General features: G+C 34.5%; 21 protein-coding genes. 4 read left to right on the top strand and 17 right to left on the bottom strand.

Annotated features, from left to right (window positions below; genetic code table 11):
* Positions 1 to 96: 96 nt before the first annotated feature.
* Both lptB and BMW63_RS16190 read left to right on the top strand, forming a co-directional pair.
* The gene (gene lptB / locus BMW63_RS16185) at positions 97 to 837 is read left to right on the top strand and encodes an LPS export ABC transporter ATP-binding protein (RefSeq protein WP_074724501.1); all 741 of its coding nucleotides are present in this window, start codon (positions 97 to 99) and stop codon (positions 835 to 837) included.
* 243 nt (positions 838 to 1080) lie between these two features.
* Positions 1081 to 1314 carry a DUF5808 domain-containing protein gene (locus BMW63_RS16190; RefSeq protein ID WP_074724502.1) on the top strand — a complete coding sequence of 78 codons (234 nt, stop codon included), beginning with the start codon at positions 1081 to 1083 and terminating at the stop codon, positions 1312 to 1314.
* 25 nt (positions 1315 to 1339) lie between these two features.
* Here the strand turns inward: BMW63_RS16190 and BMW63_RS16195 are convergent, their stop codons facing one another.
* Complete coding sequence (locus BMW63_RS16195) at positions 1340 to 2203, bottom strand: glycoside hydrolase family 25 protein (protein ID WP_074724503.1); 864 nt, start codon at positions 2201 to 2203, stop codon at positions 1340 to 1342.
* Positions 2184 to 2909, bottom strand: a complete 726-nt coding sequence (locus BMW63_RS16200) for a CDP-alcohol phosphatidyltransferase family protein (RefSeq protein ID WP_074724504.1) — start codon at positions 2907 to 2909, stop codon at positions 2184 to 2186. The genes BMW63_RS16195 and BMW63_RS16200 overlap by 20 nt, the downstream gene beginning before the upstream one ends.
* 193 nt (positions 2910 to 3102) lie before the next feature.
* On the opposite strand from BMW63_RS16200, the gene BMW63_RS16205 reads away from it, so the two are divergent.
* Positions 3103 to 4173 (top strand): putative type IX sorting system protein PorV2, encoded by a 1071-nt coding sequence (locus BMW63_RS16205; protein WP_245745001.1) that lies wholly within the window; start codon positions 3103 to 3105, stop codon positions 4171 to 4173.
* A gap of 19 nt (positions 4174 to 4192) precedes the next feature.
* Positions 4193 to 5332, top strand: coding sequence for a lipoprotein N-acyltransferase Lnb domain-containing protein (locus tag BMW63_RS16210; protein WP_074724505.1), 1140 nt, complete (start codon positions 4193 to 4195; stop codon positions 5330 to 5332).
* A gap of 663 nt (positions 5333 to 5995) precedes the next feature.
* Here the strand turns inward: BMW63_RS16210 and BMW63_RS16215 are convergent.
* From BMW63_RS16215 to BMW63_RS16295, 15 genes are all read right to left on the bottom strand, one after another.
* The gene (locus BMW63_RS16215; RefSeq protein WP_245745004.1) at positions 5996 to 7393 is read right to left on the bottom strand and encodes a sugar transferase; all 1398 of its coding nucleotides are present in this window, start codon (positions 7391 to 7393) and stop codon (positions 5996 to 5998) included.
* Between the two features lie 103 nt (positions 7394 to 7496).
* Complete coding sequence (locus tag BMW63_RS16220) at positions 7497 to 8861, bottom strand: O-antigen ligase family protein (protein WP_074724506.1); 1365 nt, start codon at positions 8859 to 8861, stop codon at positions 7497 to 7499.
* Positions 8858 to 9934 (bottom strand): glycosyltransferase, encoded by a 1077-nt coding sequence (locus BMW63_RS16225; RefSeq protein ID WP_074724507.1) that lies wholly within the window; start codon positions 9932 to 9934, stop codon positions 8858 to 8860. Before BMW63_RS16225 ends, BMW63_RS16220 begins: the two co-directional genes overlap by 4 nt.
* A complete protein-coding gene (locus BMW63_RS16230; protein WP_074724508.1) occupies positions 9931 to 11049 on the bottom strand; it encodes a glycosyltransferase in 1119 nt (372 codons plus the stop codon). The genes BMW63_RS16225 and BMW63_RS16230 overlap by 4 nt, the downstream gene beginning before the upstream one ends.
* The gene (locus tag BMW63_RS16235) at positions 11046 to 12026 is read right to left on the bottom strand and encodes a glycosyltransferase family protein (RefSeq protein WP_074724509.1); all 981 of its coding nucleotides are present in this window, start codon (positions 12024 to 12026) and stop codon (positions 11046 to 11048) included. The genes BMW63_RS16230 and BMW63_RS16235 overlap by 4 nt, the downstream gene beginning before the upstream one ends.
* A gap of 269 nt (positions 12027 to 12295) precedes the next feature.
* On the bottom strand, positions 12296 to 13438 hold the full coding sequence (locus BMW63_RS16240) for a glycosyltransferase family 4 protein (RefSeq protein ID WP_074724510.1): 1143 nt from the start codon (positions 13436 to 13438) through the stop codon (positions 12296 to 12298).
* Positions 13420 to 14811: a hypothetical protein gene (locus BMW63_RS16245; protein ID WP_074724511.1), complete on the bottom strand. Its 1392-nt coding sequence runs from the start codon at positions 14809 to 14811 to the stop codon at positions 13420 to 13422. Before BMW63_RS16245 ends, BMW63_RS16240 begins: the two co-directional genes overlap by 19 nt.
* Positions 14812 to 14822: 11 nt before the next feature.
* A complete protein-coding gene (locus tag BMW63_RS16250) occupies positions 14823 to 15704 on the bottom strand; it encodes a hypothetical protein (protein WP_074724512.1) in 882 nt (293 codons plus the stop codon).
* Between the two features lie 1040 nt (positions 15705 to 16744).
* Complete coding sequence (locus BMW63_RS16265; protein ID WP_074724515.1) at positions 16745 to 18178, bottom strand: MBOAT family O-acyltransferase; 1434 nt, start codon at positions 18176 to 18178, stop codon at positions 16745 to 16747.
* Between the two features lie 51 nt (positions 18179 to 18229).
* Entirely contained in the window at positions 18230 to 19363 is a 1134-nt protein-coding gene (gene neuC, locus BMW63_RS16270; RefSeq protein WP_394333767.1) for a UDP-N-acetylglucosamine 2-epimerase, read from the bottom strand.
* Positions 19353 to 20393, bottom strand: a complete 1041-nt coding sequence (locus BMW63_RS16275) for an N-acetylneuraminate synthase family protein (protein WP_074724517.1) — start codon at positions 20391 to 20393, stop codon at positions 19353 to 19355. Before BMW63_RS16275 ends, neuC begins: the two co-directional genes overlap by 11 nt.
* Positions 20394 to 20589: 196 nt before the next feature.
* Positions 20590 to 21270, bottom strand: coding sequence for an acylneuraminate cytidylyltransferase family protein (locus BMW63_RS16280; protein WP_074724518.1), 681 nt, complete (start codon positions 21268 to 21270; stop codon positions 20590 to 20592).
* Positions 21263 to 21898, bottom strand: coding sequence for a CatB-related O-acetyltransferase (locus BMW63_RS16285; protein ID WP_074724519.1), 636 nt, complete (start codon positions 21896 to 21898; stop codon positions 21263 to 21265). Before BMW63_RS16285 ends, BMW63_RS16280 begins: the two co-directional genes overlap by 8 nt.
* Positions 21899 to 21912: 14 nt before the next feature.
* Entirely contained in the window at positions 21913 to 22899 is a 987-nt protein-coding gene (locus BMW63_RS16290) for a glycosyltransferase family A protein (protein WP_074724520.1), read from the bottom strand.
* Entirely contained in the window at positions 22883 to 23815 is a 933-nt protein-coding gene (locus BMW63_RS16295) for an NAD-dependent epimerase/dehydratase family protein (protein WP_074724521.1), read from the bottom strand. Before BMW63_RS16295 ends, BMW63_RS16290 begins: the two co-directional genes overlap by 17 nt.
* Between the last annotated feature and the right edge of the window lie 13 nt (positions 23816 to 23828).

Below are 23828 nucleotides of genomic sequence, written 5' to 3' on the forward strand. Positions count from 1 at the left end.
ACTAAATAATTGTTAATAGGGTTATTTCTTAATTTGGTTATTCGTTTATTTGAAACGATTAACCAAATTAAACGATTAACGTTTAAACCAAAGCATATGATTTTAAGAGCTGAGAATTTAGTAAAAACATACAAAGGCAGAAGTGTCGTAAAGGGAATTTCGGTCGAAGTAAATCAAGGTGAAATCGTTGGTCTGCTAGGTCCTAACGGTGCTGGAAAAACAACTTCTTTCTATATGATTGTAGGATTGGTTAAACCAAATTCAGGTAACATTTATCTTGACGATTTAAATATTACCGATTATCCTATGTACAAAAGGGCGCAGCAAGGAATTGGCTATTTAGCACAAGAAGCCTCTGTTTTTAGAAAATTAAGCATCGAAGACAATATCTTGAGTGTTTTACAACTAACTACCCTTTCTAAAGAAGAGCAAGTTGCCAAAATGGAAAGCCTAATCGATGAATTTAGTTTAGAGCACATCCGCACAAATCGAGGTGATTTACTGTCTGGAGGAGAACGTCGTCGTACCGAAATTGCACGATGCCTAGCTACCGACCCTAAATTTATCCTGCTGGACGAACCTTTTGCTGGTGTCGATCCCGTTGCTGTAGAAGACATTCAAAGAATTGTAGCGCAATTAAAAAATAAAAATATCGGAATTCTCATCACGGATCACAACGTACAGGAAACCTTAGCTATTACTGATAAAACTTACCTTATGTTTGAAGGAGGAATTCTAAAAGCAGGAGTGCCAGAAGAATTAGTAGAAGATGAAATGGTACGTCGCGTGTACCTAGGACAGAATTTCGAATTGAGAAAGAAAAAAATCGAGTTTTAAAGACCTCCCCCCCCGATCCCCTCCGAAGGAGGGGGTGACTGGATGTTACAAAAAAACACTATTAAGAATAATTGAGCAAGGAAGGCTCTCGATACTCTCGCCCCCTTCCGAAGCACTAAACTATAGAACTACTAAAAGCTATTGAGTACATTTCTTGATTCTTATGAAGCTTAGGAACAAATATATTTTCCTTGACACAACTTTAGCAACCAAAAAATTCTTAATCTAAAAACTAACCCTACAATGAATCAAAACGAAAAACCAAGCAAAGAAACTTTAGAGAAATGGCACAAAGACCCTAACAATTGGAAGTTGGGAATCTTTTATTACAACAAAGAAGACAAACGAATTTTACCACCAAAAAGAATGGCTTGGGCTGGATGGACTGTTAATTTTGCAAATGCGATTTCAGTAGCCGTATTTATAATTGTACTAATCATTATAATTGGAATTACTTTTTTCGCTCCAAAAAAATAATCCTAATCTTAGTAACTAAATCGCGTTATTCAATGGTAATAAATCGCAACTGCTGCAAATCACCATTATAGATATTTACATCAACATTGCCTTTTATTCCAGAAACAGAAGCTTTTTCAGTGAATTGCCAAAACAACCAATCCTCTTCTATATTCTCACGATAGAAATTATAGTTGGCAATCCAAAAAAGATAATCACTAAATTCTTCTTTTAAAAAATCGTCATAATATCTTTCACCGGTATAAATAATAGGTTTTACTTTATAATGTTCCTCTACCTTTTTTAACCATCTTTTTAGCCCCACTTTTAGTCGCTCCACAGACTGATTTTCAGGTAGTTTTTCAATATCCAGAACAGGAGGTAAATCTCCTTTTCTTAAAGTTACTGTTTTAATAAAAAGTTCAGCTTGTTCTATAGAATTTTCGTTAGGACGATAGTAATGATAGGCTCCTCGAATCAGTTTGTTTTTTTTGGCGCCAAGCCAATTGTCATCAAATTGCTTATCCAATCGGTCACTACCCACAGTAGCACGAATAAATACAAAGTGCACGGGATATTTATTTTCTAAGGTATCAACATCCATCCAGCTGATTTTTCCTTGATATTCAGAAACATCAAGTCCAATTGCTTTTCCTTCATGCTTATCTAAAACCTGGTAATTTCTAACATCTGAAATGCGCTTGTCCTCCGCTTCCTGTTGCAAAACCTTACTTGATTTAAAACTAAAATAATAGGCTAGACCATTTCGATAATGGTACCCCAGTCCTAAAAATAGAACTATAAAACAAGAACTGATTGTAAAACGCAACACCTTTCCAGAGAAAAAAGAAGCCTTCTTTTTAGTCCTGCGAGTTACAGGCGGCTTTCTTTTAACGCTTTTTTTTCTCATCCAATAAAAATTTATTGCTCACTATTGACAGTAGTACATACCCAATGATGACCAATGGAATTCCTGCATATTGGAAAAAAATCAACAATAAAAAAGAAAGGAATAAAAAGACAATTTGGAGTGCATTATCCTTAAGGTTAAACTTTTTAATCTTCAAAGAAAACAGTGGAATCTCAGCATTCAAGATATAAGCACTAAAAAGTGTGATCACTAACAAAACCCATTGATTTGTCAAGATTTCGAGAACAACTAAAGAATCTGAATAATCTCTCACCAAAGGCAAACTTAAAATAAACAAAGCGTTAGCTGGCGTTGGCAACCCAATGAATGAATTCGTCTGACGGGTATCGATATTAAATACAGCCAATCGGTAACAGGAACCCATGGTAATGATAAACCCTAGGTAAGGCATCATAAAGTGCGTTGAAATTTCATGTTGACTATTCGAAAGCAAAAAAAACATCACATATCCAGGTACTACTCCACTTGTAACCATATCTGCTAGCGAATCTAACTGTAAACCCAGCGGACCTGAGACTTTCAATAAACGCGCAAAAAAACCATCAAAAAAATCTAAAAAGATGCCTAGACAAACAAAATAAAAAGCCATTTCAAAATCGGACTGAGTCACAAAGACCATCGCGATACAGCCACATAGCAGATTAAGTAATGTTATGGAATTAGGAATGTGTTTTTTAATGTTCATCGCAAATTAAAATTTAAAGTCTTAGCTGACAAATTTAATATAATAAGTGAATGCAGCACCCGTTTTTTATAGAGATTATCAACAGTCCAAATAGCAATCCCATTTATTTAGCAAAAGAACGAACTAAGCTCAGCAAAATATTATATTTTTGATGAAAATTAAATCCCGCCTTGGGTTGGCAAAAAAAATACGATTGAAAAAAAATCAATTCTTTTTATTCCTTTTAGTTTGTACCGTAAATTACGGACAAGCTGTTAGAAAATATTCAAATGAGTTTATGAATATTGGAGTCGATGCGGCAGCCTTAGGGATGGCAAATGCGGTTACGGCTTCGACTGCCGATGTAAATTCGGGCTATTGGAATCCTGCAGGACTAATGAATTTAGAAGACCATCAACTAGCTTTGATGCATGCCAATTATTTTGCCAATATTGCCCAATACGATTATATTGGCTATGCAAGTCCCATTGACGACCGCAGTGCTTGGGGTATTTCATTAATCCGTTTTGGGGTCGATGATATTTTGAATACTACTGAATTAATAGACAGTCAGGGAAACATTGATTACAACCGCATCAGTCTTTTTTCTACGGCTGATTACGGCTTCACCTTTTCTTATGCTCGAAAATTACCCGTTCCTGGATTTCAATATGGAGTAAACGCCAAAGTTATAAGAAGAATTATAGGTAAATTTGCGGATTCCTGGGGATTTGGATTTGATGTTGGACTCCAATTTGAAAAAAACAATTGGAAATTTGGATTGATGGTTCGCGACATCACCACTACTTATAATGTATGGAATATAAACGAAAAAGAATATCAAAAAATTGCAGATGCTGTACCGGGACAAAACCAAGAACTGCCGGAAAGTACCGAAATTACAGCTCCGAAAGCACAATTAGGGCTCTCTAAAAAATTCATAATCCGATACGACTATAGCATTATGGCTGCAGCCAATGTAAACATGCGCTTTGCCAAAACTAATGATCTGATTTCTTCTGATTTTGTGAGTGTAGATCCTGCTTTAGGATTCGAATTTGGATATACGGATCTGGTTTTTGTACGTGCTGGAGTGGGCAATTTCCAAAATGTTGAACAACTAGACAACACCAATAAAGTAGGTTTCCAACCTAATATTGGATTAGGGTTTAAATACAAAGGCATCCAAGTGGATTACGCATTAACCGATTTAGGAAATCAAAGTGCTGCTTTGTATTCGAATATATTTTCGTTAAAAGTGGATTTGTCCCTTTTTAGAAATTAACTATACCAACAATAAAACAATGAATACTTCCCTTTTAAAAAAAATAACCCTCTTTCTACTATTTGTCACCACGGTCAGTACCGCTTTTGCTCAAACCCCGATATTGTCAGAAAATGCGCGTGTCAGTGTATTGACTTGCGGTACCGGAAATGAATCGTATTCTCTTTTTGGACATACAGCCATTCGCATTAGCGACCCGAACCAATTTATAGATTTGGTTTATAATTATGGAGCCTTTGACTTTAACACGCCTAACTTTGTTGCTAAATTTACAAAAGGTGACCTTCAGTATTTTGCCGTAGCACATCCATACACTGATTTCATTAACGACTACACCTACGAAAGAAGATCTGTTTATGAACAGGAATTAAATATTCCCGCTAATCTAAAACAAAAACTATTTGACAATCTGAATACTTCTTTGGCTTCGGGAGAAAGTCATTACACCTATAAATTTATCGATAAAAACTGCACCTCGATGGTAGTGGACATCATCAATAAAACATTAGATACCACTGCTATCGTAAAAAATACCGATACTGAGATCACTTACAGAACCATACTATATCCTTATTTTGACGGTCACTTTTACGAAAAGTTGGGAACCAGTATCATTTTTGGAAAAAAGGTAGATCAATTAGGAACGCAAATTTTTTTACCTTTCGAATTACAAAAAAGCCTAAAAACAGTGCTTTTCAAAAATCAGTTGCTAGCTAAGGAAAACAAAACGCTGCTTGATCTAAATGAAGCACCGCCAAGTTCCTGGTGGAATAACTGCTATACTTATTTGCTTCTTCTAGGATTGATACTCTTTATGAATCGCAAAATAATAAACCAAATCTACTTTTTATTAATGGGAATGTTAGGATTGTTCTTTTTGTTTGTTGGATTTTATTCGAGTCATCACGAATTGGCATACAATTACAATGTTTTATTGTTTAACCCCGCCTTGCTTGTGCTACTTTATTTCTATTATAAAGGCAACAAGAAATGGATTTACAATCTCTGCTGGTTTAACCTGTTTTCTTTAGCTGTATACTTAATTATACTCCTCAACAAGGCGCATTTATTGATTGTGTTACCTCTTATTATTACCAGTGGTGTATTGTTGGTAAAATTAGCACTAAAAAACCAAAAGAAGATTCCCATTATTATCTAGATAAAGAAATCCAGTATATCTCTTGATATTAAAGGACTGACAGCGACCCAGAACAATCTAAAAAATTAACCCACAGATTATAATAAAATCCGTTTTTATCCGTCAAATCCGCGTCATCTGCGTTCTGTTTTTTTTATTTTATTTTATTTCATTTTATACCAAAAACAAGTACAATATAGTCCAAACTAATTTTTGTCACATCGAGATGCATCGAGATGCAATAGTAGCTCTCGACTCCGCTCGAACTGACAATTGGGCTGTTTTACAAATAGTATTGGTATTATAAATAGCATTGGTATAACAATCTAAAAAATTAACCCACAGATTAAACGCATTAAAATTAATAAAATCCGTTTTTATCCATCAAATCCGCGTCATCTGCGTTCTGTTTTTTTTATTTTTAGTTCCCTTAGCGGACAGTCAAATAGCATCGAAATATAGTACTAGAAAAGTGAGTTTACTTTATCTCGCCCAGAAAGCATTCGGGAGTTTCGGAAAGTGGTTTTATAAAACTGCGTTAACTATTTTAAAATCATGTAGACAACATTTCAAATGATTTTTAAAGCAAAATCGAGACTTATTTTTGAATTAAATCAGCCACTTTTAAAACAATTGGTTTTTAAAATTACAATTTACCCTTGTTATTGTCATTGTTATTACCCCTTACTGCCCTCTGTAAAACAATACGGTTGTAATGGTTTTTAGTGCAATATTTAAATCCAGATAAAAGCTTCTGTGTTTGATGTAATAAAGATCGTATTGCAATTTAATTAGGCTATCATCAATCGATTCTCCATACGAATAATTAACTTGTGCCCATCCAGTAAGTCCCGGTTTTATAATATGCCTGGTCTCATAGAACGGCATAATTTCTGAAATTTCTTTTACAAAAAAAGGACGTTCTGGCCGAGGCCCTATAACCGCCATATCTCCTTTTAAAATATTAAGAAATTGAGGAAACTCATCGATGCGGGTTTTACGCATAAATTTTCCGAACGCAGTTATTCTCGCATCGCCATTTGTAGAAAAAACAGCTCCATTATGCTCAGAATTGTTCTTCATACTCCTGAATTTTAAAATAGAGAAGACGACTCCATTCTTACCAACACGCTCTTGTGTATAAAATAATTTACCGCTATTTCCCAATGCATTACCCAATGCAATAATTGGAATCAAAATCAAACAAAAAGCCAGACCAATTGTCGAAAGACCTATTTCAAAAAACCTCACAATTGCTAAATATAACTTATTATGATTATTTCGACTAAAAGGAAAAAAATGATAAAAATCGCGTGCCATGTACTGCACGGGTATGCGATAGGTCTTACTTTCATAAACCTGCGTATATTCCCGAATCAATTTTCCGGATTCTAAAAGTTTAATCAGTTGTTGGTAAAGTTCAGCAGTAATTCCTACTGTTTTTTGAGCCGCAATTACAATTTCTGAAACACCATTTTTCTTGACAAAAGAAGCCAAGTCCTTTTTGTTTATAGACGCTACATAATGATAGTGCTTAAAATCACTATTTTCAGTTGTATCAGCACTTACATACCCTACAATCTTATAATGTGGATCAATATTTTCTAATCCTAAAATTAATTCTTCCACTTGATCCTTATCACAAACTAATACTGCATTCTGAAGAAATCGGTTACTCGCCAAAAACTGGACGTAAAATAACCTCCAGAAAATCAATGTTATAAAAACAACCCCAGAAAAAACTAAAATCTGCAGACGGTTTGAGGGAAGTTCAGGAGAAAAAACGGGCGTCAATAGATAAATTAACACCGTAGTGGAAGCCGTTAATAGCGTGCTTTTTAACACCTGAAACTCGTTACTAGCAACCTGTAGATTATACATTTCAAAAATAGTTGCAAAAACACTAAGGTACAATACAAAAAAAAGGGCACAGTAGCCACTGCTCACAACCGCTTCTAAATAGTCTAAATCAAAAAAAGTCCCAACAAAATACAACGCGACCAAAACAAGAACAACATCGAAGAGACGAAGAATCATTTTACGTTCCGATATTTCAAAATGTATTTTCTTTTTTGGCATTATTTTATCGTGGTAATTCTCGCAATTTAGTGATTTTGTTCCCATATCGTCTTAAAATAACACTATTCTTTCAACAAAATAGTATAGCTATTTGTAACGACCAAAGTTATTTCGAGACACCAAGAAACGATTCCTGCTGTTTTCTTTTAGGCAGCTCTAACTGCACATTAAGCAGGGAAAGGGAGTAAACAAAAGCGGGTATAGCGGTTCGCATCGCTGCATGATTAATGGTTAAAAACCAAAAAGCTACAAAACACAATAAAAACATGTTAAACTTGTTTTCGAAATACAATACTAGTGGTGTAAAAATAAGAATTAATAAACCTAAAACTCCAAAAGCGCCATGCTCAGCCAGCATTCTTGTGATTTCATCATGCGACAGTACAAAAGTCCCCGATTCCACTTCACGAACTTCAACTCCTTTACCTACCCCAACACCAAAAATAGGGTTATTCAAAAACATATTAACTTCCGTTTGAGCAATATCTTCTCTACCTGTCAATTGACTTTCTTTTACCCGTCCAGCTGCATCCTGATTGGAATATCGTTTATTAATTAATCCGCCAGTCTGAAAAGAGGTATAACCCCAGATAGCCATCATTGCCAAAGCAATGACGACAATGATATAATTTAGTTTTACCCTTCCCCTAAAATTGGATTTAAAATACAAGAAAGACAACAATAAAACTATCATCAAAAAACCAGTAATCATCCCTCCACGAGAGAACGTAACCATCCCTCTATAACTAATATTGAGTGCGATAAGTAAATTAAGCACCAACAATAATTTTGATCTCGATTCCATAATAATGCGGGAAAAAAAAATGAACATTCCCAATCCTAAGAACGTAGCCACCTGATTGGGACCAAAACCCCCAGATGTTTCAAAATTAGATTCTGTACTCGTGATGACATCCTGAATATTAGGAGTGTATAAAGTCAAATAGGTCGCACAGCTTAAAATAGGCAGTCCAATGCACAACAATAAAGAATTCATCTGCTTTAATGCTATTTTCCTTCGATAAGTATACAAAGAGGCTACTGCCAAACAGACGGGGCCAGAAATATTAAAGGCGATACTGTTTTTAACATTAGTATCAAAATTCAAAACAAAAGTGGATAGTATTACGCTAGGAACCAGCAATAGTAAGAAAATCCAATAGGGCACCGCTCCTTTAGAGAATCCACTAAAATACATCCCCATTAAAATAAAAAGCATCACTCCATATTTAGAAAACTCATAGGTAATGTTACCACCACTCATTCGCAGCAGTACTTCGGCTCCAGCTATATAAGCCGCCGTCATTAAGGCTTCATTATTTTTATTCTGGGTTTTTATAACATAATAGGCCCCTAAAACAAACATGGAGTACCCATATATTTTTGCAGTAAAAGGGAATAAAAAAATAACAACCCCAATCGCCACATGGAATAAAATTAAATAAAGATAGGATTGCTCTTCTTGTTTCATTTTTCAATCTTTTGTAACCACTTTAAATATCGCTTTACAATTCCTTCTTCTGAATAACTACTACTAACCATCTTAAAAAATGTTTCTCCAAAAGCATCGCGTAGAAATTCGTTTCCTATCAATTTAACAAGAGCTGAATAAAACAACGCCTCATTTTGTGGGACTACAAAACCATTTTTTCCGTTTTGAATCACCGAAGAAATCTCTCCAACATCAGTTACTACTACCGGTTTTTTACATCTTCCGTATTCGAGCAAGGCAACTGGTAACCCTTCTGATTTTGAAGTTAAAACACAAATTGTTGCTTGTCGCATTATGTTTTGAATGTCATTTTTAGAACCATACATAAAGACCGTTTTCTTTAGATTATATTCCACAATTTTCTTTCCAATCTCTGCTGAATAGGAATCCTCAAAATCTTTGCCCACCAAATGAAAAGTCCAATCTGGATGGGTTACTTTTAGTTTTTTAGCCACTAACAACAGTAAAAAATGATTTTTTTGTGATCTCAAATTGGCCAAACAGACAATGCGTTTACCGTCAATTCCTTTTAAAAAAGTAGGTGTCCCAGTTTCATTTACTAAAGAGGGAAAATTAGGTAAATAAACCGTATTCTTACAATTTAATTTTTGATCCGACCAATCTTTTAGTTTTTGATTTACACTAATTACCCCTTCAAAAAAAGGAAGTGTCATTCTAAAAATTAACGTAGCTCTTGAATTCAAAAACTCACTGTCGCCGTAATGATCATGCCATATCAATTTTACTGAGGGACAAACAACCTTTAATAAAAACGCAATAAAAAAGGAAGTACTATGCGCGTGAACTATTTTTACGTTATTCTTGATAACAAATCTTCTTAATAGAAAAACGGCTTTTAAATCAAAACTATTTCGTTTATTTAAAAAAAGATAATCCACTCTTTTATCTAATTGAGCTAAAAGCGTACCTTCTTTTCGAGTTGCAACTAAACCTGAAAATTCGACTTTTGCGGCTAAGGCATTGGCATAATTTACTGCCATTCGTTCTGCTCCTCCCGCCTCTAATGAATCTATGATTTGAATAATCCTCATGAATGCAGCAATTTTTTAATCTCTTCTTCAAACAAATCCAAAGTATACTTTCTGGACCAATCCGAGCCCCTTTTTTGCATCGTTTCAAAATACGCTTGATTATTTAAAACGATTTCTATTTGCGAAATATCTTTTTCTAAATTCATTTCTAACAAAAGACCTCTATTTCCATAATCGAACATAAACGGAACGCAAGATACTGATGTTGCCAATGCAATACAACCCCAAAACATACCTTCTGCAATTGCCTTGGGCCAACCTTCACTATCCGAAGCTAAGACAACAAAATGACTTTGTTTATAGGCCTCTTTCAGGGTTTCTTTAGATTGATTCCCTCTTATAAAAATGCTATTGCTCAATTTTTTTTCACTAATATAGTTTTCAATGGTAACACGTTCACTGCCTTCACCGTACAAACTTAATACTATATCATAGCCTTTTTGAATTAATTGCTCTACTAACTGCACTGCATACATTGGATTTTTCCCCTTCACTAATGTCCCAACATAAATAAACCCTATTATACCATTTAATCTTTTCTGAACTAACGCCACTTTATCTGCTTCTTTATAAGAGGCGGTAAAAAAAGGTTTTATATTTTTAGAACTGCCTTCCCATTCACCATAAACCAAAACCTGCATGTTCCGGGTCAGGAAGCTATTATTTAAAATCCATTTTTGCAATTCATAAGTCCAAGGCTGGATTGATTTGCGATCCCAATTACCTGCATACTTAGCTGTTTTGGGTGTATTTGGGAACAATATTTGAACAAAACACCCAATCAAACCGATGTTTCCCGGACAACGCAAATGGATGTGATCTGCGTCTCGCATGGCTTTATACATTATCCAGCAGATTTTCGGGAATTTCAAAATCGCACGGAGACTATTTTTTAGACTTAAAACGTCAAAATTTTTGATACTAATAAATTCAATACGAACCTGTTCATAAGCCGAATCAATTGCTGTTTTAAATTGGTTGGATTCCGGGGCTACAATTACTAAATCATCAGCATACTTTGCCCAGATATTCATTTCGCGAACATAGGGTGCATAAGCAAAATACTGATTTTGTTCTATGATATGCGGAACATGTGTGATGATTAGGAATTTCATAAAGTGGTAATAGGATACAATAGTTTTTTAATTACACTTTTGGGAGCCAAATAAGTTTCGAAATATGTTCTTGCATTTTTCCCTAAGTTAACTCTAAGTTGTTTATTTTGGAGAATTGCTTTTACATCATTTTCAATCAAGTCAATATCGTTAACATAAACAACTTCTACATTGTTTTCTAAGTCAGCAGGAAGGATATTAATGTGTTTTGTTGTGACAATTACCTTCCCTAAAGCCAGAAACTCACCTAGTTTCCATCCGTGACAAGATAAAACTGCTGGCGTATTAAAAACGATAGTTGATCGTTTACTGTTTTTTAAATATTGTTTTAAGCTGTATCTTTTTGAAACAACCAAATTATCAAAATACAAATTATCACCATCGTTTCTAGGTGTAAATCCACCTTCGAAAACAATAGTACTATTTTTTTTACATGCTTCGATAAATTTAGATCTAGCCAAATTAGTCATCCTTTCATTTTTCCAAATTGAGCCTGCAAAAAAAACATAATTATCTACCGATGTAGAAGACTGGTAAGCTTCAAGTGGTAATCTATTATTTTGTCTCCAATAATTTGCTAAAAACTCTCTTTTATTCGAAATAGATTCATGAAATTTTACAAAATTAATTAGGAACATAAAAATACCAAAAGGTAAACTCCAAATTTTTATAGCAAAACTTGGCCCAATAGGTTTTATCTTGTGGCTATACTCTTCTGGTATACTACAACTATTATAATTTACTTTTCCATAAACATCACACCACATAAGCTCTTCACTACTAATAACATTAGAGTCAGTTGAATCTATAATTAATTTTATATTTAAGTCACCCTCTTCTATTAATACTGCAAAAACGCCTTGTCTGAATTTCGGAAATTTATCAACATTAAAAGTATAAAATGAGTACACTTCCTTTAACCCTTTTAAATAAAACGAGTCGTAATAAACATCACATAATGCATAAACATAAACCATTTTTTTTCAATTTTTATTACTTTCTACTAAGTTCAAACAGCAGAATTTGGTTTACTAATCCAAGAGCTCAACTGACCAACCAATCGTTCTTCCAAAGTTTCTTTACTTTTGTAGATAGTTGATAGATTGATCAACCGCATTTATAAAATGATTAGGTACATTCTCAAGCTGCAGATTTCCACAACTTCCTAAAGGCGTTCTTCACAATTTTTTATATCACAATAAACAACTTGTTTACTGAACCGTAAATTTTTTATGTAATGAAAATTTTACTTCTTTAAAATTTGGAGATAAAAATTTATGTTTTTACCATATATAATCGCGGGCGAAAATTTCATTTCAACTTTTTTTCTTGCATTCTCACCAATTTCAACAAACCTGCTTCTCGATTTAAAAACTTTTATTACAGTATCGGAAATACTTTTTGAACTTCTAGGTTCGCACAACCAACCATTAATATCATCATCTATTGTTTCTGGACCTGGACCATATTTTGTGAAAATTACAGGTTTTTTCATAGACATTGCTTCCGGAGCAACTAGCCCTTGCACTTCCATGTGAGAAGGAAAAATGCAAATCTCACTAAATTCATAAACTTTTGGCAAATCTTCATATTTCACGGGCTCTCTGAAAGTAATTCTACTTTTAATTTCATCCGACAATTGATCCAAAAGCCAATCTTTATATTTCACACCATCAGAAAAATACCATTCCCTTCCATAAGCATATAAATGAAATTCTGGCACTTGTTTTACGATATCAGGAATAGCCAGACACAATTGACGAATCCCTTTCTTTTCACAAATAGTACCTGCAAATACAGCGGCCCCTTTTATCACTTTAGAAGCCATGGCGGGACGAAACATATCCATTAATATCGGATTATTAATTGTTATGTTACTTTTATTTGAAAATTCTATATATTTTGCTGTTTGTATTCTAACAAATTCAGAAGTAGCGATTACCGCATCACATTTATTAAATGATAGTTTTTCTTGGAAAGCCTTCCATTTATTAATTTTTTTATTTTCGAATTCTGCAAAAAAACTATGTCCGCCATGCATTCTAATAACCTTTGGGATATGTTTAGGAACTTCCACAAATGCAAAACCAGCCTCTTGGGCTTCAACAATATCTATTGGACTATCCTTGTGAATTTCCTTAATTGCTTTCGTTATATTTTTAGAATTGAAATACCATGACAATCCTTTAACTTTTGACTTCGGATTATAGTGAAGATAGACTCCTTCAAAATTTAATTTATGCACTTCTGTACCATCAATAACACCCACAACGGATACCTGATGACCATTTTCAATTAATATTTTAGAATACGAGTATAAAAAAGTACCTATTCCTCCAAAACTTATTCCTGGAAGTGGAAACTCATTAGCTATAAAACAAATGTGCATAGTTCTAAATGTTTTCTAATATTTACGGAGGCTATTGAATTGCTCAAAACGATATTTACCCATTGCTTCATTTCCTGGCTGCTACCTTCTTTTATTGCTTGATTGAGAATTGAAACAATTTCGTCTTTACTACTCAACCAAAGCACCGCTTTTTTTGAAGGCATACTTCTAAAATGTTGCAATTGATAAATGGTTTTCACCGACCAATTTGGATTTTCCTGTGTCTCTTGATCATAATTTATAAAAATACACGGCTTTTTGAACATGGCAAAATCGAAAGCCATTGTTGAACCTATATTGACCACGATGTCACAATAAAAGGCAGTTGATACCAACAGTTTATTATCTGCTGGCAAAGGATAAATGGTTGTCCAACTGCTATTCTTTTCAAAATTCCACAAAGGAGGTGCCTCTTTTATAAGTTCTGGATATTTTTCAACTACGTCGTCATATCGACCGGATATATCGACTGGACATCGTCTTAATAAAATTTGATAGTCTTTATCCATCCCTTTCAGAATCAACTCTTCGGCTAAATCGTTCAAATATTTAGGATCATCCGGAGATGTTAATAGATCATCCCCCGAAAAACAAATTATTTTTTTATCGTCCGCTAAGCTATACTTCTCATAAAATTCCTCTTTTGCAATAATATTATCTAAATTATTATAACATTCAAATTGAGGTGTTCCAGTTATTAGCACTTTTTCTGGATTAATTTCAGGATAATAAGTTGCCATTTCCTGCTTCATATGATCGGACCACACTAAATATTGATCTGCTCTCAAAGCCATTCGTGCTTTTGGTAAATTATCCCAGGAGTAGATTGCTGTAGCTGTTTTGATCCCTAAATCAGTCGCAGCCGCAAAAATGGGTCCGCATTGCAACCCTCGCTGATGGGAGCAAAACAATTGCGTGGGAGCAATTTCGATCAATTTATTTTTTATTTCTTTATAAAAAGCTGTTTTTCGAATCTCCTTTTGATATTGCTTTTCTAACTTTTCAATTGTTTTATACTGAGTCACCCCCATAGAAGCCCATTCCGTTAATTTATAAAATAACTTTTTAGAAATGCCGCGATGATCGGTTTTCCAATGCGTCAACAATATTGGATTACCTACTTTTTTAGCATTGTACTTTAATCGCGACAAACATATTAGCTCTCTTAAAAACTTTTCTTTAACGGTCTCTTTGTATTTTGGAATGGTATGCGATTCTGTTATGTTGGTAATCTCTAAAATTGCTTTTTCAGTTTGAACATCAAAAGCATGAAATAAAACCAATTCTTTTTCACAATTAGCAAAAACACCTGAGTACAAATAATTTCGTATTCCCACTCCATCAGGAAAAAGTATCATAATTTTATTGTTCATCTTCTGGTAAATTATTGCTTTTTAGAAAAAAAGTCCTGAATTATTCTAGTGGAAAACAGTCTGGCCCCAGCATCATTCATATGTCCACAAGAAGAGAAATACTGATCCCCTTCTACTGCATTCTCATAATTGTGAATCTCCGGATAAATCGAATTAACTTTCTCGAAATAATCCATCCCTTTCACATTCGTACACATTGGTGTCATTACGGCAATCAAATTAATATGGTTTTCCGCGCAAATACGCTTTATACCCTCATAATATTTGTTGTGTATCGGTTTTAGATTAGTCAAATCATTTTTCATCCGTCCTTTTTTATTGGCCAAAGCATGATATCCCTGATTAGTCAAATAACTAGTAGGTTCTTTCCTCATGGTATTGTACAACTCTCTAAACCCGATTTGATTATCAAACTCTACATACCGATAAAAAGGAATATAATACAATTCTATAAAATCTGGTTCTCCTGAAAACTGCTGTTCAATCGTTTCGGAGTCGTGAATATAAGGCAAAAACTTCGCCGAAATTCCGTCTGCTCTTTTTTCATTAGAAAGATTCAAATCTGTCTCAATAATAACATTTTTGATGCTATATTTTCGTTCTATCATTAATTTCAACAGTAAATCCGCCTCAAACAAGTGTCCACCGCTCATTCCGAAATTAAAGGTTTTTAAGCCTTTCTCTTCAAATAACTGAGGTACAAAATGGTTGTTAGCTCTAGACGAGCCTAAAATCACCACATCGTAGTTTCTTGCTTTCGAATTGTACACATAATCAATCTTCCCACGCTGGGAAGAATGCAAATATACTTGGGTATACAGTAAGTCCAATACAACCAATAACAATCCAGTTGTTACTATAAGTACGGCGACGAAACCTATAAATTTTTTCATACTAATCTTATTCCTATTCGTTTCAATCGTTATATTTATTATTTCTTTGAAGCTTTAAAAAAACAGTGCGCTTTTTTCTTTTTTTTCCCCGCCCTAAAGAGTGAAAAAGAAAAAATATCGCGAGTAAACTCCAATTTTCGGCTCCCTTTAGGGCTGGGGTAAAACGAAAATTTACAATATTATAGACTCCTTGTTCAATTTTCCTTTTTTTTCCCCTCCCTAAAGGGTGAAAAAGTAAAAACACATCGACTCAACTCCCATTTTCGGCTCCCTTTAGGGCTGGGGTAAAACGAAAATTTACAATATTATAGACTCCTTGTTCTTGTTTTTTCTTTTTTTTCCCATCCCTAAAGGGTAAAAAGTAAAAACACGTCGACTCAACTCCCATTTTCGGCTCCCTTTAGGGCTGGGGCAAAACGAAAATTTACGTTATTACAAACTCCTTGTTTTTACTTTTTTTTCCCCTCCCTAAAGGGTGAAAAAGTAAAACATATCGAGTAAACTCCCATTTTCGACTCCCTTTAGGGCTGGGGTAAAACGAAAATTTACGATATTACAAACTCCTTGTTTTTTCCCCTCCCTAAAGGGTGAAAAAGCAAAAACATATCGACTCAACTCCCATTTTCGGCTCCCTTTAGGGCTGGGAAAAAACGAAAATTTACAATATTACAAACTCCTTGTTTTTCTTTTTTCTTTCCCCTCCCTAAAGGGTGAAAAAGTAAAAACACATCGACTCAACTCCCATTTTCGCTTCCCTTTAGGGCTGGGGTAAAACGAAAATTTACGTTATTACAAACTCCTTGTTTTTCCTTTTTTTTTCCCTCCCTAAAGGGTGAAAAAGAAAAAATATCGCGAGTAAACTCCCATTTTCGGCTCCCTTTAGGGCCGGGGTAAAAAGAAAATTTACAATATTATAGACTCCTTGTTTTTTCTTTTTTTTCCCCTCCCTAAAGGGTGAAAAAGAAAAAATATCACGAGTAAACTCCAATTTTCGGCCCCCTTTAGGGCTGGGGCAAAACGAAAATTTATACTTCCTTTCCTTAAAACTGAAAATAAATAAATTCTTTATAATCAGAATAAGTTCCTAGAGCGATAATCGCTGCCAAACATAATGTTAGTTTTAAACCCGAGTACTTACCTGATATAGGCTCAATTCGCGTTCTACTGTTCCATTCTACCAAAATGAATACCGTTATCATCAATAGCAATTCATAACTGTAGCGTTCGTTATCTAAATATTGCGAGCTGAATTTTTGATTGGTAAAAATACGCTGTAGGTAATCTACTGCTTCCGTTATTGATTTTGCTCTAAAAAACACCCAAGCCACGCAAGTCAATAAAAAAGTACTAAACATACTCCAAAATACCTTTAACGAATGTATATCCCAATGTAAGGACACATCGTCTAGGTTGGACCTGTTTTTATTGGTCAGCAATAAGGGCAAAAAATAAGCTGCATTGAGGAATCCCCAAATGATGAAAGTCCAATTAGCTCCGTGCCAAAAACCACTCAAAAGAAAAATCGCAAACACATTCCTGACTTGCTTCAACTTCGTACCTCTACTCCCTCCTAAGGGTATATAAACATAATCGCGAAACCAAGATGAGAGCGAAATGTGCCACCTACGCCAGAACTCCGCAATGTCCCTCGAAAAATAGGGAAAGTTGAAGTTTTTTAACAAATCCAAGCCAAACAATTTAGACATCCCCAAAGCCATATCAGAATATCCGGAGAAATCACCGTAGATTTGAAAGGCAAAATACACCGCCCCTAATATCAAGGATAATGAATTCATCGAAGTATAATTATCAAAAATGGCATTAGCATAGGTGGCGCAAGTATCTGCGATGACCACCTTTTTTACCAATCCCCATATCATTTGATAAATCCCTTCTTTGGCCTTTTCAAAATCAAAATTGCGCTTTACTTTTAACTGTGGTAATAAGTGTGTCGCACGTTCTATAGGACCAGCAACTAACAAAGGGAAATAGGAAACAAACAACGAATAATCGACGAAATTCTTCTCTGCTTTTATTCTTTTTAAATAAATATCAATCACATACGAAAGTCCGTGAAAAGTATAGAAGGAAATACCCACTGGTAAAACTACATTGAGTAATAAAGGACTGCTTTGTAATCCCACTCCATTCAATAATTCCGAAAAAGAAGCAGCGAAAAAATTATAGTATTTAAAAACCCCTAAAAAACCTAGGTTTACGATAACACTCAGCCAAAACCAAAATTTACTAGCGGTTGCTGTTTTACTTTTTTCAATTTGAATTCCAGTATAATAATCCAAGAAAGTCGAAAAAACCAATAGAAACAAAAAACGCCAATCCCAACAAGAATAAAAATAATAGCTCGCCACAATGAGCAGCGCATTCTGGTATCTTTTCGTTTTATTAAATACAAACCAATACAATACAAATACGATTGGTAAAAAAAGAGCAAAAGATAAGGAGTTAAAAAACATAAAGAATTATAATGGAATTTATTTTGATAGTTGTTTTACTTTAGATACTAATTAAATATCTCTAAACTGTTTTTGATTTTTTGTCGCCCAAAAATTTTGGTCCTCTATCGATTTTAGAAATAATTGCGCACTATTCCCTTGGCCAAAATCGATATCCGAATGTACTACTTGATGAGAATCTATACTTCTTAATGCTTCAACTATACTTGCTTTTTGATAATCTACATTTACGATATCAGCATGAACAGCTCTATTTTGTTGACGCGTACCGATATTAATTATTGGAATCCCATAATAGGGAGCTTCTCTTATTCCGGCACTGCTATTACCGATTATGAATTGGCAGTTTTTAAGTAGTGTTAAAAAATATTCAAATCGTAAGGAGGGAAAAACCCTGAAACGAGGATTCTCCTTCAGCTTTTCATACGCATTGATTATAAATTTACTTCCTAAATCATTGTTGGGAAAAATCACAACATAATTATGGTTGTCTTCTTCTATAGCAGCTACAAAATCGGCTGTATACTGCTGCATTTCTTTGGCTTCAGTAGTAACGGGATGAAACATTACAATGGCATAATCTTCAAAAGAAATTCCATAATATTTTCTTACAACCGCTAAATCTGGAAGCGCATCCGAAAACATAATATCAATATCAGGAGAGCCAATGGTATAAATAGAAGATTTCACTTCGCCCATTTGCTCCAATCGTTTGGCTGCATCCCCATTAGAAACAAAATGAATATGACTCAATTTGCTTACGCTATGCCGAATCAGTTCATCAACCGTTCCTGAAACTTCCCCACCTTCAATATGAGCTACTAAAATATTATTCAAGGAGCCCACGATAGCACCAGCAAGTGTTTCTACTCGGTCACCATGTACAATTATCAGATCTGGATTGATGTTCTTTATAAAGGCGGAAAGTCCTTCAATAGTCTTAGCCAGCGTCAAATCCATAGTGGACTCATGGGTATGATTTTCAAAAGTATGAACGTTTTTAAAGTTACAACGTTCAATTTCTAATAAAGTATAACCGTACTCCTCCTGTAAATGCATCCCCGTAACAAACACAAAAACTTCATACCCCTGATGCTTTTCAAGAATAGAAATTAGTGATTTAATTTTACTGAAATCGGCTCGTGTTCCGGTTAAAAAAAGTATTTTTTTTAAATTATTCAAAATCTACAAAATCTAATTGCTCATCATTATCAATATCTCTTACGGCTACTTTTCCTATTACATCATAAAAATGTTCCGCCAGAATCTTACCTGTACCGGGGCGTTTCACCCAAATAGTATCTTTTGTCAAAACGTCTCCTTTTCTAATTGCTTTGATGCTACAAACCGTTGCAAAAGCAAAATCAATTGTTACCTGCTCTTCTATCACTGGTTCTTTAATCCCGCCACGCATCTGCGCCAACTCAGCACTATTAACAATCAGTTCCCGTGTTGCTTGTTCGTCCATACTACAAATAATATCTGGTCCTGTTCGATTCATGTGATCAGTAAAATGACGTTCTAAAATAGAAGCTCCTAAGGCTACCGCCCCCAAACAGGCATTATTATTTAGCGTATGATCCGACAAACCGAAAACTTTATCCGGAAAAGCATGATGCATTTCCATCATAGCGCCCAAACGAACTAAATGAATAGGTGTAGGATATAAATTGGTCGTATGCAGCAATGCTACAACTACCTTATGTTTGTCAAAAATAGCCACCGCCTTGCGAATACTTTCAATAGTGTTCATGCCAGTACTCAAAATTACAGGCTTGCCAAAAGAAGCAATATGTTCTAGTAATGGGTAATTGTTACACTCTCCCGAGCCTATTTTGTAGGCAGGAATATCAAACTTCTTTAATCGTTCAGCAGCTGCACGGGAAAAAGGGGTCGAAATAAAAATCATTCCCTTACTTTCTACATACTCTTTTAACGCTAACTCATCAGCTTCATTAAGAGAACAACGTTCCATGATTTCATATATCGAAACTGTCGCGTTTCCTGGAATTACTTTCTTGGCAGCCCCGCTCATCTCGTCTTCTACAATATGGGTTTGGTGTTTCACCACCTCAACACCTGCGCGATGTGCCGCATCCACCATTTCTTTGGCGACTTTTAGGGAACCTTCGTGATTAATTCCTATTTCGGCAATGACTACAGGAGGATAATCTAATCCTATTTTTCGTCCTGCTATTTCTATGTATGGATTCATTTTTTCAGTAACTAGTTATGAATTAAAATTTACAAACAATCTCGACTGCGCTCGATTTGACAAATGAAATTTTACAATACTTTCTGTCACGTCGAGCGTGTCATCCTGAGCGTAGCCGAAGGACGAGACGCAACTATTATAAACCAATCTCAATTACAACCAATCTCGACTGCGCTCGATTTGACAAAACACCCTGTCAGGTCGAGCGCAGTCGAGACCCAACTTCAATTAAATATTCAGCATACTCCAAATCGTCTTGGGTATCAATATCTACAGTCGCAAAAATATGATTTACTTCGAAAGGAAATGCGTTTTCTGTTATAATTTTATGTTCTAAAATGGCTTTTGCTTTAGTGATATACAACAACCCATTTTCATAATACAAAGGCTCTAAATCCTGACTGCGCTGTCCCACTTCATAATTGTAAGGAATAAAAGTCTGCTGGTCTATTCTACCTAATTTCTGGTGATTTCGGCTAACGGTAAACAAACTATCACAATTATTATTTTCATAATATTCATAAGCTTCTTTCAGCATATTTTCAGGGCGCAACGGATTCGTTGGTTGTAAGATAATAACATTTGCTACATCAGCAGCAATAGTTTTTAAACCATGTTCGATCGCTGTAATAGTAGGTTCATAATCCCCAGACAACTCATCTGGCCTGTCTATTACTTTCGCACCATAGCTTAACGCCACCTCTTTTATAGCTGCATTGTCTGTCGAAACATAAATTTCATCCACGATAGCGTGGTTCTTTTGCGCATATAAAATAGAATGTGCCAGTAAGGGAATTTCTCCAAACTGCATCACATTCTTATTTGGCAACCGTTTCGATCCGCCACGAGCGGGGATTATAACTATTATTTTACTCATAAATACTATGTCTATTTGTAAAATCTTTCAAAAATAAGGGTTTTATTGCTGCTAATTCTTTCTCTGATTTATCCCACCAATTTAAAGCTTCAATTTCGGTTATAATGGCATCTGAAAATCGCTTTCTAATATCTCTTGCAGGAACACCCGCAACTACTGAATAAGGCAAAACGTCTTTTGTGACTACAGCTCCTGCCGCTAAAATAGCTCCATTACCCACAGTCACATTGCCTACAATAATTACACCATGACCAATCCAAACATCATTACCGATAACAATTTTATTATTCTCTTTTAATTGTTTTAATTCACCGTCAAACAAATTAGAGTTGATATAAGTGCTCATAAACGAAATAGGATGATTGGTCGCATGCAAAGCTACATCCGCACCTAATTGGCAGTACTTACCTATAGTAATATCACCTCCCAGTAAATTATTATATCCTAAGGTAGTTGCATAACCTATTTTTATAATTCCCGAAAAATTACACCGATCAGGCACAATGTTTCTACCTTCAAAAATCACATTTTGAAGTCCCCGTGAAAAACCAGATAGCAACACCTTTCCTTTTTTTTCTGGAATATTCAAAAAATAGTAAATTACCTTTTTAAAAAATAAATTTATCATCGTATTATCATTGATTAAATTATGATTTTCAGTTTTTTAAGTACTTTTACGAAAAGTATTTTTACGGAATAAGGCAATAGATTTATATTGAAAACGTCTTTTTTAAGATTATGAAAACTAAAACTTTCTTCTGCAAACCCATCTAACTCTAGATTTTTTTTTATTACCCAATCCTTTTCTAATACATTACCCATATGCCATACATAAGCTTTTGGCGACGACAAACGAAACAAACCAGTTCTATCAAACGGAATGTCTAAGTATATTGATTCTGACCCACCGGACACTGCAATATTGCATTTCTCTGTTGGCACATATTTTAAGATTGGTGTTTTTCTAATGGAACAGCAAAAATGTCCTGCTCCAATAATATAATTTTCTGCAGAAACACAAAAAATAGAAGACTGAAACTTTTTTTCTGTAAAACTTTTATTCTGCCCTATACTTTTATGAAAATGTTCTAAATCACTAAAATCGCAAATTGTGCTTGTTTTTTTTCTTTCGAACAAAACTGCAAATAGATTTTTCATTAAGGTTGAATCAGCATGAGTATAATTTCCTGGTGTTGGATTCATTGAAACAAAACCTGCTTTGGAGACGTTTTGAAACATTGCAAAAGTTTGCTTCAACCATCCTTTATCAAAAAAAACATCTGCGTCTGAATAGGTAACAAATTCTTCAAAACTGGCTCGGGTTTCGGCAATTACAGCATTCATCTTGCCAACATTTTCATTGTTAAAAACTGCCCTATCCACTTTACCGTCTCTGCATAAACTAAATATATACTCATTAACCTCAGCAGATGATCCGTTAGAAACAATTGAAATCGCAGTATCTGAATTAATCGTTGCTAATAGAGAGTTTACACAGACTTTAAATACATTTAAGGCATCTTTAAAGTACCCTTCTGCATTTGGGATATAAACAGGAATAATTACCCTATGTGATGTTGTGCTTATATCAACTACTTTGTGACTATTAGGATTACTTCCTATTCTCATAATGATTAATAAGTTTTGTTATTCCTTCTTCTAATGATATCAATTCTCGTCCTAAAATATTTTTCATCTTATTCGTATCTGGGCATCTTCTAGTCATATCCCCTTCTTCCAAAGGAGGTAAATGGATTATTGAAGAATTAGAATTCGTTATTTCTATTACCTTTTTGGCTAAATCCAGTATGGTCATTTCTTTATCACTTCCCACATTTAATACGTCATTAACACATTTAGACTCCATCATTGCTTTAATACAAGTGTCTATATTATCGGCTACATAACAAAATGATCTTGTTTGCAAACCATCACCATACAGATAAATAGGCTCGTTTTTAAGAGCTGCTTTAACGAATCGCGGCACTACAAAATCTTCACTTTGATTTGGACCATAGGTATTAAAAAATCTAAAAATGGTATATTCTAAACCATATTCCTGATAATAGGATTTAAAGAATGCTTCCCCCACATTTTTAACTATCGCATAGGGCAATCTAGAGTTTAATGGAGTTGTATTTTCATTTTGAGGAATTTCAAACGGTTCCCCATACACTTCTGATGAACTGGAATAAAAAACTCTTTTAACACCCGTATTTTTAGATAAGGATAGAATATTTTTTATTCCTTCAATATCGTCAAGAACCATCATCGGATTCTCAAGCGTTCTTTTTACCCCAACTAATGCCGCGTAATGAAATACATAATCAAAATTATACCTACCAAAAATGGGAACTATATCATTGTAACTATTCGTGTTTGCCTTAATAAAAATTACATTGTCCCTTTTTGGTATTTTGGTCAAGCTACCGGTTGAAAGGTTATCTACGATAACTATAAAATTATTGGAGTTTTCAGCTAATTTACTGGCTATAGCACTCCCTACATTTCCTGCTCCTCCTGTAATAAGTATGGTATTTGTCATTTAAACTTGAATT

It is taken from the genome of Flavobacterium frigoris, assembly GCF_900111075.1.
In the GTDB taxonomy this organism is placed as follows: domain Bacteria; phylum Bacteroidota; class Bacteroidia; order Flavobacteriales; family Flavobacteriaceae; genus Flavobacterium; species Flavobacterium frigoris.

Bases quoted from the DNA above. Each gene is read 5' to 3' on its own strand.
- lptB (WP_074724501.1), top strand. From the start codon at position 97: ATGATTTTAAGAGCTGAGAATTTAGTAAAAACATACAAAGGCAGAAGT.
- BMW63_RS16190 (WP_074724502.1), top strand. From the start codon at position 1,081: ATGAATCAAAACGAAAAACCAAGCAAAGAAACTTTAGAGAAATGGCAC.
- BMW63_RS16195 (WP_074724503.1), bottom strand. From the start codon at position 2,203: ATGAGAAAAAAAAGCGTTAAAAGAAAGCCGCCTGTAACTCGCAGGACT.
- BMW63_RS16200 (WP_074724504.1), bottom strand. From the start codon at position 2,909: ATGAACATTAAAAAACACATTCCTAATTCCATAACATTACTTAATCTG.
- BMW63_RS16210 (WP_074724505.1), top strand. From the start codon at position 4,193: ATGAATACTTCCCTTTTAAAAAAAATAACCCTCTTTCTACTATTTGTC.
- BMW63_RS16220 (WP_074724506.1), bottom strand. From the start codon at position 8,861: ATGAAACAAGAAGAGCAATCCTATCTTTATTTAATTTTATTCCATGTG.
- BMW63_RS16225 (WP_074724507.1), bottom strand. From the start codon at position 9,934: ATGAGGATTATTCAAATCATAGATTCATTAGAGGCGGGAGGAGCAGAA.
- BMW63_RS16230 (WP_074724508.1), bottom strand. From the start codon at position 11,049: ATGAAATTCCTAATCATCACACATGTTCCGCATATCATAGAACAAAAT.
- BMW63_RS16235 (WP_074724509.1), bottom strand. From the start codon at position 12,026: ATGGTTTATGTTTATGCATTATGTGATGTTTATTACGACTCGTTTTAT.
- BMW63_RS16240 (WP_074724510.1), bottom strand. From the start codon at position 13,438: ATGCACATTTGTTTTATAGCTAATGAGTTTCCACTTCCAGGAATAAGT.
- BMW63_RS16245 (WP_074724511.1), bottom strand. From the start codon at position 14,811: ATGAACAATAAAATTATGATACTTTTTCCTGATGGAGTGGGAATACGA.
- BMW63_RS16250 (WP_074724512.1), bottom strand. From the start codon at position 15,704: ATGAAAAAATTTATAGGTTTCGTCGCCGTACTTATAGTAACAACTGGA.
- BMW63_RS16265 (WP_074724515.1), bottom strand. From the start codon at position 18,178: ATGTTTTTTAACTCCTTATCTTTTGCTCTTTTTTTACCAATCGTATTT.
- BMW63_RS16275 (WP_074724517.1), bottom strand. From the start codon at position 20,393: ATGAATCCATACATAGAAATAGCAGGACGAAAAATAGGATTAGATTAT.
- BMW63_RS16280 (WP_074724518.1), bottom strand. From the start codon at position 21,270: ATGAGTAAAATAATAGTTATAATCCCCGCTCGTGGCGGATCGAAACGG.
- BMW63_RS16285 (WP_074724519.1), bottom strand. From the start codon at position 21,898: ATGATAAATTTATTTTTTAAAAAGGTAATTTACTATTTTTTGAATATT.
- BMW63_RS16290 (WP_074724520.1), bottom strand. From the start codon at position 22,899: ATGAGAATAGGAAGTAATCCTAATAGTCACAAAGTAGTTGATATAAGC.
- BMW63_RS16295 (WP_074724521.1), bottom strand. From the start codon at position 23,815: ATGACAAATACCATACTTATTACAGGAGGAGCAGGAAATGTAGGGAGT.